Annotated in this window: 14 protein-coding genes; 4 read left to right on the forward strand and 10 right to left on the reverse strand. The window is 43.2% G+C overall.

Annotated elements, in window-relative coordinates:
• Positions 1-5: 5 nt before the first annotated feature.
• Both B2906_RS12015 and B2906_RS12020 read right to left on the reverse strand, forming a co-directional pair.
• Positions 6-941, reverse strand: coding sequence for a TIM barrel protein (locus tag B2906_RS12015; RefSeq protein WP_144602162.1), 936 nt, complete (start codon positions 939-941; stop codon positions 6-8).
• 184 nt (positions 942-1,125) lie between these two features.
• Entirely contained in the window at positions 1,126-2,634 is a 1,509-nt protein-coding gene (locus B2906_RS12020; protein WP_219957680.1) for a Gfo/Idh/MocA family oxidoreductase, read from the reverse strand.
• 348 nt (positions 2,635-2,982) lie between these two features.
• Here B2906_RS12020 and B2906_RS12025 point away from each other — a divergent pair, with 348 nt between their 5' ends.
• Both B2906_RS12025 and B2906_RS12030 read left to right on the forward strand, forming a co-directional pair.
• A complete protein-coding gene (locus B2906_RS12025; protein ID WP_219957679.1) occupies positions 2,983-3,123 on the forward strand; it encodes a hypothetical protein in 141 nt (46 codons plus the stop codon).
• A 149-nt stretch (positions 3,124-3,272) separates the two neighbouring features.
• On the forward strand, positions 3,273-4,928 hold the full coding sequence (locus tag B2906_RS12030; RefSeq protein ID WP_286939819.1) for a sulfatase family protein: 1,656 nt from the start codon (positions 3,273-3,275) through the stop codon (positions 4,926-4,928).
• A 44-nt stretch (positions 4,929-4,972) separates the two neighbouring features.
• Here the strand turns inward: B2906_RS12030 and B2906_RS12035 are convergent, their stop codons facing one another.
• From B2906_RS12035 to B2906_RS12060, 6 genes are all read right to left on the reverse strand, one after another.
• On the reverse strand, positions 4,973-5,773 hold the full coding sequence (locus tag B2906_RS12035) for a glycoside hydrolase family 25 protein (protein WP_219957677.1): 801 nt from the start codon (positions 5,771-5,773) through the stop codon (positions 4,973-4,975).
• A 405-nt stretch (positions 5,774-6,178) separates the two neighbouring features.
• Entirely contained in the window at positions 6,179-6,808 is a 630-nt protein-coding gene (locus tag B2906_RS12040; RefSeq protein ID WP_219957676.1) for an outer membrane beta-barrel protein, read from the reverse strand.
• A 28-nt stretch (positions 6,809-6,836) separates the two neighbouring features.
• Positions 6,837-8,123 carry a PQQ-binding-like beta-propeller repeat protein gene (locus B2906_RS12045; protein WP_219957675.1) on the reverse strand — a complete coding sequence of 429 codons (1,287 nt, stop codon included), beginning with the start codon at positions 8,121-8,123 and terminating at the stop codon, positions 6,837-6,839.
• Positions 8,123-9,445, reverse strand: coding sequence for a hypothetical protein (locus B2906_RS12050; RefSeq protein ID WP_219957674.1), 1,323 nt, complete (start codon positions 9,443-9,445; stop codon positions 8,123-8,125). The genes B2906_RS12045 and B2906_RS12050 overlap by 1 nt, the downstream gene beginning before the upstream one ends.
• Before the next feature lie 7 nt (positions 9,446-9,452).
• Positions 9,453-10,427: a hypothetical protein gene (locus B2906_RS12055; protein ID WP_286939822.1), complete on the reverse strand. Its 975-nt coding sequence runs from the start codon at positions 10,425-10,427 to the stop codon at positions 9,453-9,455.
• Positions 10,428-10,527: 100 nt separating this feature from the next.
• Positions 10,528-10,845 (reverse strand): alpha amylase C-terminal domain-containing protein, encoded by a 318-nt coding sequence (locus tag B2906_RS12060; RefSeq protein ID WP_286939824.1) that lies wholly within the window; start codon positions 10,843-10,845, stop codon positions 10,528-10,530.
• A 210-nt stretch (positions 10,846-11,055) separates the two neighbouring features.
• On the opposite strand from B2906_RS12060, the gene B2906_RS12065 reads away from it, so the two are divergent.
• Positions 11,056-12,342, forward strand: a complete 1,287-nt coding sequence (locus tag B2906_RS12065; RefSeq protein ID WP_286939825.1) for a T9SS type A sorting domain-containing protein — start codon at positions 11,056-11,058, stop codon at positions 12,340-12,342.
• Complete coding sequence (locus B2906_RS12070) at positions 12,335-13,162, forward strand: outer membrane beta-barrel protein (RefSeq protein WP_286939827.1); 828 nt, start codon at positions 12,335-12,337, stop codon at positions 13,160-13,162. The genes B2906_RS12065 and B2906_RS12070 overlap by 8 nt, the downstream gene beginning before the upstream one ends.
• Before the next feature lie 190 nt (positions 13,163-13,352).
• Here the strand turns inward: B2906_RS12070 and B2906_RS12075 are convergent, their stop codons facing one another.
• Positions 13,353-15,218 (reverse strand): alpha-amylase family protein, encoded by a 1,866-nt coding sequence (locus B2906_RS12075; protein WP_286939829.1) that lies wholly within the window; start codon positions 15,216-15,218, stop codon positions 13,353-13,355.
• A 4-nt stretch (positions 15,219-15,222) separates the two neighbouring features.
• On the reverse strand, positions 15,223-16,512 hold the full coding sequence (locus tag B2906_RS12080; RefSeq protein WP_286939831.1) for a M20/M25/M40 family metallo-hydrolase: 1,290 nt from the start codon (positions 16,510-16,512) through the stop codon (positions 15,223-15,225).
• Between the last annotated feature and the right edge of the window lie 495 nt (positions 16,513-17,007).

Genomic DNA, 17,007 nt, shown 5'->3' on the forward strand with positions numbered 1-17,007 from the left:
ATATGTCAAAGTGTTTGTTGTAATCTTTCCAAAATCTCCCGGATTTCCACGATGCTTTCCCACTCTCTATCCCGCTCTCCATGTTCAATGCCTACATAGCCGTGATAGTCATGGGAAAGAACGATTTTCATCATCCGCTCATAGTCCAATTCAGACTCATTTCCGGCATCATCCCAAACTTTCGGCTTGAGACTCACTCCGGTAGCCAGTGGCATGAGTTCGTCTACACCTCGATAGGAATCGTAAGAAACTTGATTTCCATCCACTGCTCCAATTCTAAAGTTCCCGAAATCTGGAAGGGTTCCCGCCAATGGATGTTGAACATTCCGGATAGTTTCTGCCAGCCATTTTCCATTGGAGGAAAATCCTCCGTGGTTTTCGATCACGATATGGGTCCCATAAGGAGCCGCAAATTCACAAAGCTGCCGAATGCCGTCGGTTACCAATTTGGATGCTTCGGTCGCATCAGCAGGGTTTTCCGACCAGGCAATATCTGAGTAGCCGTTAACTCGTACAGTATGACATCCCAAAAATTTTGCAGCCTCTATCCATTTTTTATGTTTTTCCACGGCTTCTTTCCGGTCTGCATCGGATCGAGCTCCCAACATCCCCTCCCTATCTACCATAATCAGAACCTGAGTAATCCCTTCATTTTCGCAGCGGGTATTCATTTCTTTCAAATAGGTCTGATCCTGGGCTTTGTCCATAAAAAACTGGTTCACATACTCCACGGCCTGGATGCCATGCTTTTTAGCTTCCAAAGGAAAATCCAAATGATCCAGTTGCTTAGAGAAAAGGAGTCTGTTGACCGACCATTCCGCCAGGGAGATTTTAAACAAGAGGTCGGACTTATTTTTGGCTAAAGTCAATTGAGGAAGGCCCAAGCCAAGGGCGGTTGCGGCCAAACTGGAAGTTTTGAGGAAGGTTCTTCTATTGGTCATAGGGAATTGGGTTAATGGTTTTTGAGTTAGTAGTAAAAGGAATAGGATAAGTTAAGATTTTTGAAGAAGATTGCTTTGAAGTATTTGGATAATATGCTGGCAGACTGAATGGTAGTTTGTGGCGAGAACTCAGAACCTGCCTTCTGCCTACTTTTCAGATTTATCACTTTAGCCTTCAGCTTAATTAAAACTCCCATCCAGCTCGATATTCCCTTGTCAGCAAGCGATTGGCCTCTTCATCATTGGTGATCTTGACCAAGTTGGCGTCGAATTCAACCTTTTTGCCAGCTCGAAGCGCTACAGCTCCCAAATTAATCGTATCAGTAATGCACTGGGCTCGGGTAAAGCTCCCCGGGGTCTGTCGCTTTTCCAGCATGGCATCTACCCATTGGTCGGTTTTACGGTCTACTTCCCGGGAATTAATCCGTTCGGAATCTCGGTCTGCCATCATGGTACTTTCCGGTAAAAGCACCGGATTTTCTCCTCGGAACCCTCCCAGGATTTTTCCTTTAGAACCCAGGATCAATAAACCTTCCTCGGGAGTGTCTTTTCCATCGACTTCCAATTCTTCACAGGCAAAGGGCTTCATTCCCCCATCATACCAAAAAAGGTCAAATGCAGGTAGTGAGGCTTGGGCAGGAAAATTCCATTTAATAGTGCAGCTAGCCGGAAAGGCGACGTCATTCTTTACCCACTGATAGACCTGATTGATTTCCTCACGGGTAGTAGTGCCAAAAGCCCGAGCGGAAACAGGACTTCGATCAATGCCCAAGGTTTCAAAAAGCGGAAATAAGCTGTAATGCCCCATATCCGCCACCGATCCTCCGCCGAATTCATACCAGCCCCGGAAGACGTTATGCGTATAGTTTTTGTGATAAGGGATATCCGGCACAGGCCCAAGCCAAAGCTCCCAATTCAATCCCTCTGGAATAGCTTGAGCTTCTGAAGGTCTCTTGGTCCACTGCTGCCAGACAGGGCGATAGGACCAGTTGTGGATTTCCTTCAATTCGCCGATCAATCCCGAATCCATCCAGGCTTTAATCTGTCGGTATTCAGGTCTGTCCGACCATGCCAGAAGATGAGTAACTAATCCGGTATCTTTCGCCTTTTGGATGACTTTTCTACCTTCCAAAAGTCGGTTGGCGATGGGTTTGTGTGTGACCACATGCATTCTCTGATCCATAGCTGCCAAAGCAATCGGCGCATGAGTATGGTCGGGAGTCATGATTTTGACAGCGTCGATTCCTTTTTTTTCTTTAGCAAAAAGCTCCCGATAATCCTCATAGCTAGCGCAACCCTTGTATTTGCCAGAAGGCTTATTTTTGGCATAAAACCTCTCCACATATTCCTGTCCTATGTCCCGCCCTCCTGGGATTCCGGGTTTTCCTTCCCACCAAGTATCGTCACCAAGGGTTTCTCGGATATCGTTTCGGATGCCGTGAGGAGACCAATCGATGTAATCGGTGGAAAATTTATTCACATCGCAGACGGCGACCACCCGAACTTTAGGATTTTGTAAAAGTGATCCCATTTCCCGTAAGCCTTGAGTTCCGCAACCAATATTGGCTACCGTCAATTGATCGGAGGGAGGGATTTTCCCTAGTCCAGCAATCACATTAGACGGCACAATACTAAAAGAGGCGGCGAAGGTGGCGGTAGAGGCCAGAAAATCGCGACGGTTGATCTTTGACATGGTTTAGGTCTTTTGGGTTTGAAATGGAATTTAGGGAATTCCGATTAAAAAAGTTTGCTTATCCCTCTAAGATCATTTGCTGGCAAAGGCTTGACTATCACTAATACAAGCCTCCAAGGGTTTTTATTTTTTCAATATTGACAAAATTGATACGTCATAAACCAAAAAAGGTAAACCCTTGGAGGGTTCTATAAAGTCATTCAAAGAATCTAGGTAAAATGTCAGAATAATCAAAAAACGGATTTGATCCATTAAAATATTCGCTGCTGTATTTTTCTTCGCCAGTTGCTCTAGTCCGTTGTATTTTAGTTTAAGCAAATTTCAAAATCCCTTAGTTAATTAACACTTATGACTACTTCTTTGAAAAGAATCGAAAAGGGAATCATCCAAAACTGGAAAGTTATTTTGGTTCTCGGGCTTTTATTTCTTTTGATTTGGAACTATCCGGATATTAAGCAAGGAATTGTAGACGGGTGGAGAGCGTATTAAGTAATTCTATTGCTGGCCCCCCTTCTGTTCCAAAAGCTGGGCAAAATCCTATTAACCATCCAAGGACTTTGCTTTTTCTTGAGCTGCCAATCTTTGACTTTCTGACCTACTCTGACGCAGGCTAAAAATTTATCGGAAAAGCTTATCTTATGAAGTTAAATACTTCTGTCATGCAAAAGCTTTTCTTCCTCACCCTGATCAGTTCTGTTCTTTTCTCCTGTCAGAAACAATCCTCAGAACCCAGCCAAATAACAAATCCCAAGCGTCCCAATATTGTCTGGATCGTTTGTGAGGATATGTCTCCCGAGCATTTGGAATCTTATGGAGGCACAGGTGGAAAGACGCCACACTTGAATGCTTTGGCAGCCGAATCCTTACAATACCAAAATGCCTTTTCCACAGCAGGAGTCTGTGCTCCCAGCAGGGCAGCTTTGATCACCGGAGCATATCAGAGTTCCATTGGCGCCATGCATATGCGAACCACCGGAATGTCTGCCAACGCCTTAGATGCCTATCCTCCTGGGTTTAAAAGTTATTCCGTTGTATTGCCAGAAGGTATGCGCACCTATCCAGAATATCTCCGGCTCAATGGCTATTACACCAGCAACAATTCCAAGGAAGATTACCAGTTTCAAAGCCCGGTGACCATGTGGAATGAAAGTGGCAATAAGGCTCATTGGAGAAACCGCAAAGATCCCGATCAGCCGTTTTTCTCCATTTTCAACTTTACCATTACTCATGAGTCTCAGGTTTGGGCACGGGAAGGAAAGGATAGCCTGTTGGTCGATCCAAAAAAAGTAACAGTCCCCCCTGTGTACCCCGATGATTCCCTGACCAGAAGGACTATTGCCCGATTTATTACCAATGTGATGCGGATGGATCAGCAGGTGGGAGAAGTTATTGCCCAGCTCAAGGAGGATGGGCTCTATGAGAATACCATCATTTTCTTTTACTCTGACCATGGTGATGGGATGCCCTATTTCAAGCGGGAATTGTACGATCGGGGTTTGAAAGTGCCTTTGTTGGTCAAAGCTCCTTGGATAAAAGGCGGGACGAAAACCGAGGAGCTGGTCAGTTTTGTGGATTTTGGGCCTACTGTACTTTCGCTTGCGGGAATTCCAATCCCCGAGACGATGCAGGGTCAGGCGTTTTTGGGACCTCAGAAAGCAGAACCTCGGAAATATGTCTATGCAGCTCGGGATCGTATGGATAGTGAATACGATCGGGTTAGAGCTGTTTCAGACGGGAGATTTAAATACATCCGAAATTACATGCCAGAGAAGCCCAATTATCAGAATATTCAATATCGACTTCAAAACCCCTTGATGGGTCACCTTTTGGAACTGAATAAGCAAGGAGAACTAAATGAAAATCAAGCCCGCTGGTTTGCCCAAAGCAAACCCGATGAAGAATTGTACGACACCCAATCTGACCCTTGGGAATTTACCAATCTGGTAGGTAATCCGGACTACGCAGAAAAGCTTGCTGAGCTACGCAAAGCACATGAGGATTGGGTTGTGAAGTACGGGGACAAGGGTGAAATGAATGAAATGGAAATGGTACGAAGCTGGTGGAATGGAGGAGAAAACCCTCCCGTCACTGCCGAGGCTGAGGTAAGTTTCTCCGAAGGAATGGTTACTCTTACTTGCCCTACACCTTCAGCTCTGATCGGATGGAGAAATTCCAGTGGCGAGACTTGGAAGATATACACCGAGCCTTTTGAGGCGGTGGTAGGAGATTCATTATATGTGAATAGCCACCGAATAGGCTTTGAGGCGGCGGAGGTTTCCAGAAAGTTGGATTAGGTTATCCGTCCGGCTTTTAGATGAATTATATACCAAATTTTATTTTAGGGTATAATCATCTGTTCCAAGTCAGTTTGATCTCCCCTCCAAATATTGAGATCAATTTGTTCCCCAATACCTGGAAGGCTTCCCTTCTCTGTAAACTGCCAAATCAACCACCCGCGGGTTTGAGGCTCTTGAACTCGATTATAATTAGCAACCCAAATTGGATATTGATCAAATCCCTGATTGTGCAGTACATCCCAGAAAAACTTATCTCCAGTATAAATCATGGGTTTTACCTTGTAATGAGCCTCCACGATTTTTAACCAATTCTTCAGACCCTCTCTTAATTTTTCCTTGGGCTGGATAGTACTGTGCTTTTCAATATCCAGCACAGGAATCAAATCCCCTTTAACAAGCTTGGTATTTCTGATGAAGTTTTGAGCTTGTTTACTACTATTTTCATTTGGGCGGTAATAATGATATGCTCCTCTTTTCACAGGTAAATTAGAAAAGCCTTTCCAATTCTGTTGGAATCTTGCATCTATCCCATCTTCGCCCATTGTTGCTCTCACGAAAACAAATTGTACACGATGATTTTCAAGTTGTAATTGGAGCCCCGCAAAATTAATCCTGCCTTGATATTGACTGACATCTATTCCCAAAATGCCTGCTGGAAAATTTCTAAAAACGTGCTGCAGCTTCAGTTCCTCTCTATAAGGAGGGGCGCTTCTAGTATACTCACCTAAACTCCGATTGATCTTCTTTTGAAATGTCGAAAGAAAAAGACCGATACCAACTAAGAGAAAAAATAAAACAACGATGATCCAAGACCAAAAACCTGAATTTTTCTTTCGGGGCATAGAAGAATTAAAACTCTCGTAAATATGAAAAAAGAATATTTAATTCGAAAGACCTCTTAGCGAGTCCAAGTGATTTAGGTCAGATTAGACAGACGGAATCTGGCTCGCCCCATAAAGGATTGAATTAGATCTCAGGTTTTATTGGATATTGGGATTTGGCAATGCTTGAATACACTTCTTGCAAAGCCGGAAAGGCTTAAAGTGTTGAAGTCAGATCCTTACTGATTCTGGTTGCTTCGGTATTTCTAAGCCCAAAACTTTAAGTCTATAGCATCCAGACCTAAACCTCTACTTTATCTCAAAAGCTGCCGATTCCCAAGGGCCAAAATCCAGGTCGATTTTTACTCCTTATTCAATACTCGAGAATCAAGTTTCCTTTTTGTGTTAACCAAACTAATAAAACCACTAAAAGAATATAGTAAATCCAAATTTAAGTCCAAAAGCACTTTGTGGTGTTGTCAAATCCAAATCGTTTTCCTTGAGCGAAGTAGCATTATAACTGGCCATAAGGTCAAACGAACTTCTTTCGCCCAAAAGAAAGGCCAAACCTAAACCTCCCCCCGCATTGGATACTCCGAACTTTGTGTCGGTTTCGAGGCCTGATCCTGATGTCTCCTGATTCCTTGTTCCAAAAAGAGTATTGATTTCTGCAAAGGGAATAATTTTTTTAGATGAGAAATAATACCGGGCAAATGGACCGACCCCAAAAAAGGAAGAGGTGGATTTAAGCTCCACTCCGCCGGTCTCGGTGCTACCACTACTTGTCGAAAGGGCCAACTCTAAACCTGTCGCAAACCGGTCGGTGATAAAGTATCCTCCTTTCGAAGAAATAAAAAAAGAGCTCGTCCTGTCTTCCAATTCACTTCCATCAGCTAACTCCAAAGTGGAGCGATTAAATGCCAGACCCATCAGGCCATCACTTTGACCGATACCCAAGGAGGTTCCCGCACTGAAGAACAGTTTTCCTTTTTCCGTTTGAGCCATTGCCCCTATTGCAAAAAGATTAAGAAACAATAAAATCCAAATATTCTTCATTTTGTAATTAATTTTGTTTTGATTCTACCTACCTATACGCTTCAAAGCAATAGGCATTATTACCTGTCAGAGAGATCACTTTTCCCTTCTTTCCGTTTTCTCCTGGGAGGGTATATATAGCCGTTCCCCAGAATATCTCATTGGGAAATTCTCCGATCAGTTTGGGATCGATCTTCCAAACAGTCTTTCCCTCCCGGATATCTATCGCATGGAGCCTGCCGCTTGCTCCCCCGTTGAAATAGACCACCCCATTCATATAGCTCATTTTGCTGCTAGTACCCGAGCCCCGAGTCTTCCAGAGCTGATTACCGGTCATGGGGTCAAGCGCATAGACGTATTGATCCTCATTGTTTACGATGACCATATCCTCTTCGATCAGGAAGTTGGAGAAGAAAATCTCCCCGTCAAATTTCTTTCGCCAGTACTGCTGTCCGTTACGGAGATCATGGCAGGCCAGCTCAAATCCCACGGCCATATAGATTCTATCCTTATAAATCACCGGAGGATTAAGCAGCACTCCATTGAAGCTTTTCTCAGGATTGATGATGGCTTTCTCATAGATCCACTCCCGTGTGCTCTGATCGTAGAGCCCCAGGTAGGACTGCCAGAAGAACTCAAAAAAAGGCTCCTGCCAGACCACTGCCAGATACTCTTTTCCGTCCAAATCCACCGGCAGGGCTGCGGTCACATCCCCAATCCGATTACCCGGAAAGAAATAGTCCATCGTAAAGTTTGGGATCAGGTACTCTTCATACTCCCCATTTAGGATATTCCCTTTGAAAATGACCGTTTGGTCAATACTGTCGGGAAATGAATCGGATCTGCCGAAAAGATAAAAGTCTTCATCTTTGCCATATACATGTGACCAGAATGACCTGTCCAAATTATTCCTGCTTTTCCATTGAGTTTGGCCTGATTCCAAATTAATTCCATAAACTCGACTTCCATTAGTGTAAACTATAAGGTTTGCGAATTGATGAGCTCTACTTATTTGGATTTCTTCTGTGGCTTGAACGAAACGATCATCCCATTCCCAAAGGGTATTACCATCTTTTGGATTGACCATTGTTAGCATTCTACCTTTTGTTCCTTTGGTCATGGGAATGATTGGATTCCCGCCGGAATAAATTGGATAGTTTAAGGTTCCATTGAATTCTGGTCCAAAAAGATGAAGACTTTTTTTCCATAGATAAGGAAGGGAAATCACTTCCCCTTCCTCATTTTTTTTTAGCTTGGATTCATCATTATCCCATAAGAAACAGGAGCTGACTAAGATGGAAGCGAGGCAAATAACTCCTAAGCTAATCTGTTTCATTATCTTGGAGGCGTTAGAAATATATCTCCCCTATCTCTGAAGACCTCATTAAGACGAGCCCTCGTTGCATCATTCGGCTGCCCATTCAGCTTGCTGTTAGACATATTCAGCACCTCGATATGATTGGCACCCTGGATAAAGTATCGGTTGGAAGCCGGAAGCGAAGAGATGTCCTGACTATAGCTGGGAATAAATCCGTCGGAAGGATAATGGACCATCACCTGTCGGGTCCGCTCGACAAACCCCCACTCGCCGCAGGACTCATCACGATCTCTACCCACATCATCTATTAATAGTTGCTTACCTGGGATAGCCTCACAGGGGACCCAAGTCCATACCCAATAGGTTTCAGGTTCCATTCTACTGGACTTGGTAAGTCCATTCCAGATTGTCTCACTTTCATTGAGCCAGTCAACTCCTTTTTTCCATTGCACTGCCTTGTTTGCGTTGATGGCTGCCTGAACAAACAACACCGGATTAATAAATCCTAAAATCGCATTTACAATTGTACCTGCAGTTCTGGCAACAAAAAAACCATTGTAAATAACCTCAACTCCGGTAATCGCATCAGGTAATAGTTGATCGCTTGGATTAGTACTATTTCGTGTAATTGTGCTACTCAATAATCTCCAATGTACAGGCCTATTTTCCTGTGCGATCATACTAAGCCGTGGGATGGAAGAACTGTAATTATCAATTTGAGATAGAAAAGGACTTCCCATTTTCAAATCCGCTCTTGCCTGGGCAGAGCCAGCATATTGACTCAATAAGTCGTTGGTAATTAGCAGTTCACAGATTTTACTGGTGGTTAAATTAGCCCCAAGTGCCGAGGTGAAACTCAGAGTTGCTACGTTCCAAGGAATCCCAAAAAGCTCAGTGAGAGGACCTGCACTTAAATCGTTACAGGCGGTTTGACTTGCAGAATATAGACTATTATCCTCAAAAGAATTGGCTATTCCTGCCCCCGAGTTTGGAGTTGCTATGGTAATCAACCCATTTATCCTCCTTGAGGAGGAAGGGCTGACTCGGTCTAAGTTTCTCAGTACAACCCCGCCCATACTATGACCGATTCCTATATTCTGAGAATTTACAGGAATGAAGCTTGATACAGAACTAGTCGAAGCAGTAACTCCAGAACTGGAGGGATAGGATGGTCGGGAACTGTTCATTCTACGCTCGGCCTCAAATATAGAAGCATAATGCTGCCAGGCTGTGCTGTTATCGTTGAGTCCGTGAACCCAGTAGGTATTTTTATTTTGTGCCTGCAGTCCTAATGCCAGAAAAAAGACGAAGAAAAACGGACATATTGAATACTTTTTCATAGCTAAATCAATTGAGGGAAATGTTTAAGTCAGAAATTTTGGTCAATGTCACTTTGGTGATTTCCGCCTGTTCTTCAAGGAGAAGAGGTTCTTCCACTCGAATGGCATCAAGTGCCTCCGTTGCCCCTTTTGCATAGCCATAATAGGTAGTCTGGAGGATTTCATCACCTTCAGAATATATCCTATTTGCTACCATTCGATTTTTTTCTTTATCAATCAGCATGACATTGATGCCTGTTTGTCCGGGTTCAAATTGCGCCATATCTACTCGGATGGTGACATAGGCTTCATTTTCTTCCAAAATCTGAAATTCCTCTACTTCCCGCACTATAGGATTACTTGCTTTGATTTGTGCCAGAAAATTTTCCAAGTTTGCTTTAAAAAACTGAGACTGGAAGTTTCGCAAGGCTCGATTGATATCTTCCTTGGAATTGGTGTCTTTGATTTTTTTTATTTCTGTAATCCACGTGGAGTAATCCAATCGTTGCATGGGTTCTGACCCCAATAAGGCTCCAGAACCGTCATACCAAGAGATTTTCCCCCCGTAGATGACAGTCTTTTTGACAGGTGGTCGATCATCAGGTAGATCTTCATGAGGGATTTTAATTCCTTCATTTTCAGACAAGTGATTGATTGTAAGTTCCGCTTCTCCAGTTTCATGAAGCAAAAATTCCACCCGCTGCTTCTCTTCAAATGGATTGAGTGCCGACAGGGAGTTTTCACTCAGAGATCCTAAGTCCCCCTGATAGTCTGTGGAGATAACTGATTCCCAAGAAACTTGCATTAGGCCTTTATTCCCTAAAAGTGGATTTCCTTCCGCGACTTGATCTCCGGTGATTACTTCCTGACTACATCCAGACAGGACCAATGTGACAATTACGAGGGCATTTAAAAAGGTGAAATCACCTAAGCCCCCCCTAGATTGACTAAAAAGGCAGAGAGAAATCATCTCTATCCTTTCATTTTTAATTTTTGGATTCATGAAAAGTTGATTAAGGTTTAAAATAAACTAATCAATTATAATAACGAAAGGCCAAATATTCAAACTGTTGTCAAAAATTAATTAAAACTTAATTACACAATCACCTCACTTCAAACACCGCCGACTCCCAAGGCCCAAAGTCCAAGTCGATCTCTGCTCCTGTGTCAGTTACCCGAAGCGTGGTTTTCTTTTTCCCAAACATCACTTCCTTGATCTCCCGCTCTCCCGCTTTCAAGTTCCATGCTTTGAGAAGTTCCGGAGATAGTTTAAGCGTTGTCTTGACCGATTGGAATTCATCGAAGTTGGTCACCACAATCAGCTTTTGGCTTTCATCCCATCGGGCAAAAGCGAAGGCTTTGTTGGTATAGGCTGGGTTTTGAGATCGGTTGAAGGAATGCAATTCCATATACTCTCCCATCAGCGCCGGACTTTTTCTGGTGAAGTTGAGCACTTCGGAGTAGTAGTTTCGTGGTGCTTGTTCATTTTATGAATATTATCCCTGAAGGAGTAATTATAAAATCAATTTTAGTGATTATGAGGAAAATGGCTAAGAAGAAAAACTAAAAAAAAAATAACTTAAAGCTTGATACTAAAATTACAGACATTAGTTTTAATAGAATTACATCACATGAAAAAATTAATTTTCTTTTGCCTATCATTTTTCGTTGCATTAGAAGGTGTTTCCCAGAGCTGCGGAGACGATGGATTTTGGAAAATTGGTAGCCAATTTGGTACCCAACGACTTTCCTCCAATTGTGGAGATTTTATTTGCCATGGATTTGCAGCAGCCTATTGGGAAGACGGATTTACCCAAGGTTCCTCCTTGAATTCTACTAATCCTGGAATCGTAAACGTAAAAACTCAATATACTCAATCGGGGGGTGGTCCCACAGAAACATACTTTCGGGATTCTCCACTCTATGTGCAAGTCTGTGGTCAAAGTCTCTCGAATATAGACGTCGTAACTCAAGTATATGGGTCAAGTCCTGGGTTTCATTCCTTGGTTAGAGATCGAAATACCATTTTCAACCCTAAATTTATTTCAAAGTACGGTACTGAAAGTCCGGTAATCAGGCATGACTTGAATTCCACCTGGTATGAACTCAATAATGCCAGCAAAACTGAACCTGACAAACATTATGTTTATTTAGGAAAATTAAAAACTGAGTACTACGTCCCAAAAGGTCAGATAAAACCCATTTCATTACTATCAAAGCCGGGTGCTACCTATTCTTGGTCCATAATAGGGCCTCCCGGAATAGTGTCGTTTACCTCGGCTACCAATGGAGCGTCTGTTTCCCTACAGGGCGATTCCTTTGGTACTACACAGGTTAAAGTCACCGTTTCTGGTTGCTCAGGAATTCCCCCAAAAGAACAGATAATTACGATTATTGTCCCTGCGATAAACATATCAGGGACCTATACCACGTCCAACTCAACGAATCATACTTTGGGAAATGGAAATCAGGTACCTTCAGGAAATATATCCACCTATCTATCTATGACGGGGATAAATAATTTTGTTTGGGAGAGATACCAAGGAAATCTTCCTTTTTGGGCACATACCAATCAGATGCATTTCACAATGCAATCTGGTAACTACGTTTCATTTCGAATATATGCGCGCAGCTCCAGCAATGATACCTTGGCTGTGAGAAATGTGACCTATTACAATTATGGTAACTTTAGTCTTTACCCTAATCCGAGTAGTTCTATCATCAGCATTAAGAGCGATTATAATGGCCATATGGATTTGGAGATCATTCCACTATATAAGAGCAGTAAAATTCTTGAATTTAAGATCACTGCTGATGAAAAAGTGGATATCCAGGATCTTCCAAAGGGAGATTACCTTGTCAGAGTAAAAATAGGTGAGGATGTGGTTTTGGAATCTAGATTGATAAAAAATGAATAAGGCTCCTCTATTGTTTATTATACTTTCAATCTTATCAGCGGAAGCTTTTTCACAACAGAAATTCATTGAAAAAATCGAATTTGGTTTTTCCGGTGGATGGGCTGTACCGGTTGGTCATTTTAAGGAAATTTCTGTCGCTCCATCTTTAGAACCTGTCCCACCGGGCTCTAGTCCGGAGAGATTTCAGGGATTTCTCAAAAATGAAGGAGGCCAAGCACAACTGGGATACAGTCTGGGACTAAACCTGAGCTATCATCTCACTTCTTCGGTATTTATTAGCCTAAATTATCTTAAAACCAAACATTCCATAGATACCCGTCCACAACAAATCTATTACGATGCCAATTTTAAATCCGAAATTGATTTAAATGGAGTGCCATTTGAAGTTCCGGGAAGATTGGAAAGCGACCCTTATCGCGCTAATCTTTTTTATTTGGGAATAGGGTATCGTTTGCCTATTCATCGCCTGGAGGTTCGATTTACTGGCTTGGCAGGGATAAATAACATGGAGTTTCCTTTTTATTCTTGGACCTATCAGATTTCAGAGACCACAGCCATTCCACTCAGGCCATTTCCTGTAGATGGACCAGTGCCGAATAGCTTACGGGAATTTGCTTATGGACTCGAAACCAAAGTAGCCTACTCGCTGTCTAAAAAGTTCAATATGAAGCTTTCAGCCACCTATCATCGTTCTGACCATCCTCATGACTATTGGACCAGTTTGCTGGCAGCATCTATTGGCTATAAAATTCAAGATGAAATTCGATATAGAAATCTTGCGGTTCAATTTGGGATTTCTTATCGGTTTGGAGGTGAGTGAAAAGTGAAGAATCATCGAAGGTGACTATTATCTAATTCTAGAGTTCATCGGATATTTGGGAGTTGATAATAACCTTATTTTTCCAGACTTGACTTTTCGGCAGGGGGTAGAATCCCTGCAAAGTTGGAAAGCTGCATAGAAATGAAATCTAATCCTTTGCGTTTCTTCGTGTTCTTCGGGGTTCACATTTTTACTTCACCTCAAACACTGCCGACTCATAAGGCCCAAAGTTCAGGTCAATTTCAGCCCCTTCATCAGTGACCCGAAGCATAGTCTTTTTCTTCCCAAACATCAGCTCTTTAATCTCCCGTTCGCCGGGTCTTAAATTCCATTCCTTGAGCAATTCCGGAGAAAGTTTTAGTGTTGTTTTCACCGAATTGAATTCATCAAAGTTGGTGACCACTATTAGCTTCTGACTTTCATCCCAGCGAGCAAAAGCGAAGGCTTTGTTGGTATAGGCTGGGTTTTGGGATCGGTTGAAGGAATGCAATTCCATATACTCTCCCATCAGCGCTGAACTGCCTCGGGTGAAGTTAAGCACTTCAGAGTAGTAGTTTCGCAAGGCTTTTTCATTTTCAGATAGTTGCCCTCCGTCAAACTTCCCTCCATTCATCCATTTCTGATGCTGCGGTACCCCGATGTAATCAAAGATGGAGGTTCGGCTAGGGTCGCCAAAACCTGCATCTTCTGCTCCGGGTTCGCCCACTTCCTGCCCGAAATAGATCATGGTAGGAGAAGTAGAAACGGTTGCTGACACGACCATGGCGGGCATGGCTTTCCAAGGGTTCCCGGCAAATTCCGGACTGGCTATTCTTTGCTCGTCATGGTTTTCCAGGAAGTGAAGCATGTGATGCTCGATGTCACGCTGCGATTCAAAAATCGCAGGGAGATGATCCGTAGACCCATGCCCGTACATGATGTTTTTCAAGGTATCATAGAGCTCTACTTTATCGTAGAGGTAATCCATTTTTCCCTTAAAAAGGTAATCCCGATATAAGGCAGGCTGATAGACCTCTGCCATCAAAAAAGCATCCGGCTTGGTATTCTTAATATGGGAATTCAAATAAGACCAAAACTCCACAGGCACCATTTCTGCCATGTCGAAGCGAAATCCATCCACTCCTTTGCCCAACCAAAACTGAGTGATGTCCTTGAACTTTCTCCACGAGTTCGGCACTTCTTTTCCCTGCCAGAATTCATAGTGCTTTTTCCAGTCCAAGGAATCCGCGCCAGCAGGCAATTCTTCAAAATCTTTGCTACCATCAGGTTTGATCCCATAATTGATTTTGACCGTTTCATACCAGTCATAGAAGTCAGGTTGAGCCAATCGGGAACCGTTCCCTGTCCATTTGGCAGGGTTCTCGTCAAATTTCCCGTCAGCTAAGGGATGCTTTTCTCCGCCAAAAGGTTGATAGCCATTTTTGGGTTCGGGCACTTGAAATGCCTTTCCCGGGATGTAATAAAAGTTGTTATCTCTGGCATATTCTACAGATGTATCATCATCCTCTCCAAAGTCTTTCACTCCTTCGGGATTATTTTTCCCTTCATAATGACGCGATACATGATTGGGTACAATGTCTATGATTACCTTCATTCCATGCTTGTGCGTTCGGGCGATCAGCGCTTCAAATTCCTCCATACGCTTGGTCACATCCACCGCCAGATCAGGATTGACCTGATAGTAATCCCGTACGGCATAGGGTGAACCTGCGCGGCCTTTGATCACATCCGGATCATCTGAACTCACCCCGATCTCCGGAAAATCCCCGATCACGCCATGATGAGGGACTCCCGTGTACCAGATATGGGACACCCCTAGCTTTTTGATTTCTTCCAAAGCGGTATCTGTGAAGTCATTGAACTTCCCAACTCCATTTTCTTCCTTGGTTCCCCAAGGTTTGTTGTTCGTATTGGTATTGCCAAAAAGTCGGGTAAAAACCTGATAGACAACAATTTTTTGAGGTTTCATGGCTTCAGTTTCTGTAATTTCAGGGGAATTGCTTTCGCAGGAAACAAGAGTAGCTGCAAAAGCGGCTAGGGATAAAAATCTCTTCATGAGTTTATCTGGTCAATCGATACAAGAGGAGCGTGTTTCTTTTAATTAGTAAGGGAAACTGTTTCATATTGATGGTTTCTCCAGGTGCATGAGCTCCTGATCCTGAAGCTCCCAAACCATCCAATCCTGGTAAAATATCAGCCACATAAGCTATGTCAGCAGCACCTCTGCTTCCTGGATCACCAGGTTTCACTTCGCCAAATCCCATATCCAAACTCACCTGGTTAAGTACAGTAGCCAGTTCGTAGTTTTCTTCCCTTGGGCTCATGGAGGGAATGCCATCTCGGAAGGTAATCTCAGCATCGGTTTGATTGAGGTTTCGATCGACGATTTCCTGCATTTTGGCACGTGTTCGTTCTTTTTGTTCTTCACCCAAAAAGCGTAGATCTCCGGTTACCAAAGCCTCTCGTGCAACGATGTTGGTTTTGCCCAAAGCTTCTCCTTTTCCAGTTTCTGAATTATAGGAAATATCCGATCCCCCTACGATCTGTCCAGGATTAAAGGTCAGATACTGCTCTCCTGCAAGCTCTTTTTGAAATTCAGTCAAAATTCTGGCAGCCTCATAAATGGCTCCGTATCCAACTCCTTCACGAAAAACCCCGCTGGAGTGGCTTTGACGGCCTGTAGTCTTCAAGGTCCATCCGCTGGAACCTCTTCTAGCTACTGTCACAGAGTTGAAACCCTGGGCTGTTTCGTAGCCTAAAGCGATATCATGAGATTTAGATCGCTCGATAAAGTCCCTGCGGGAAAGCTCATTGTCACCTGAACTCTCCTCATCCCCCATAAAATACACGGTGATGGTTCGATCATCCAAAAGTCCGAGTTCATGAAGCGCTTTTAAGCTCGCAAAAACGAGCACATCCCCTCCTTTCATATCATTAGCACCCTGCCCAGTCGCAGTGCTGTCATTCAGCCAGGTAAAAGGTGTAAAAGGCATATCCTTTTCAAAAACTGTATCGATATGCCCAATCAGGAAAAGCTTTTTGCCTTTAGTTCCCTTTCGGGTAGCCACAAAATGCCCGGCACGGTTCACTTCTGCAGGAACTTCCACCCATTCAGTTTCAAAGCCGATTTTTTCAAATTCACGGGCGAAAACACGGCCTACTTCTCGCACGCCTTCTTTATTGAGCGAGCCGGAATTAATGTTTAATACCTCTTCCAGCAAAGCAACGGTCTCTTGGTAGTTTTTGTCAACCAGTTCCAGAAGCTTTTTCTCCTCTTTACTAAGTTTTTGTTGAGCAAATGTCAGAAAAGGCAGAATGGCCAAGATGATGATAAAGGCAGATTTTTTCATAGGTGGAAAAATAGGGGAAATTATGAGTTGGGGCAAGATTTAATATTTAATCCTAAATCATTTTTGGAAGGGATTTAATACAGATCGTGCCGTTGGCACTCTGAATAGGACCGCGCCACCAATTGCCCAGAATTGAATTCTGGGCTGGTATAAGAAATGCCTTTGGCATTAATTCCTCAAAGCTTTCAAGCAATATTAAAAGTAATTTCTTGCCTAAGCACCAACGGCGCGCTCTTTAAAAACCCTGCAATGCAGGCGGGCCCAAATTCAATTTGGGGTCCTAATAAAATATACCAACCCAGAGCCCCAACTGGGCGATCTGTACTGAATTTTTGATAATACAGATCGTGCCGTTGGCACTCTATGGTCTCAATCTTTGGCCCAGAATTTAATTTTGGGCTGGTACGAGAAATACCTTTGGCATTAATTCCTCAAAGGTTTCAAGACCTACTCAAAGTAATTTCTTGCCTAAGCACCAACGGTGCGTTCTTTATT

The organism is Algoriphagus sp. UBA3586, from assembly GCF_002376385.1.
GTDB classification, from domain to species: domain Bacteria; phylum Bacteroidota; class Bacteroidia; order Cytophagales; family Cyclobacteriaceae; genus Algoriphagus; species Algoriphagus ornithinivorans.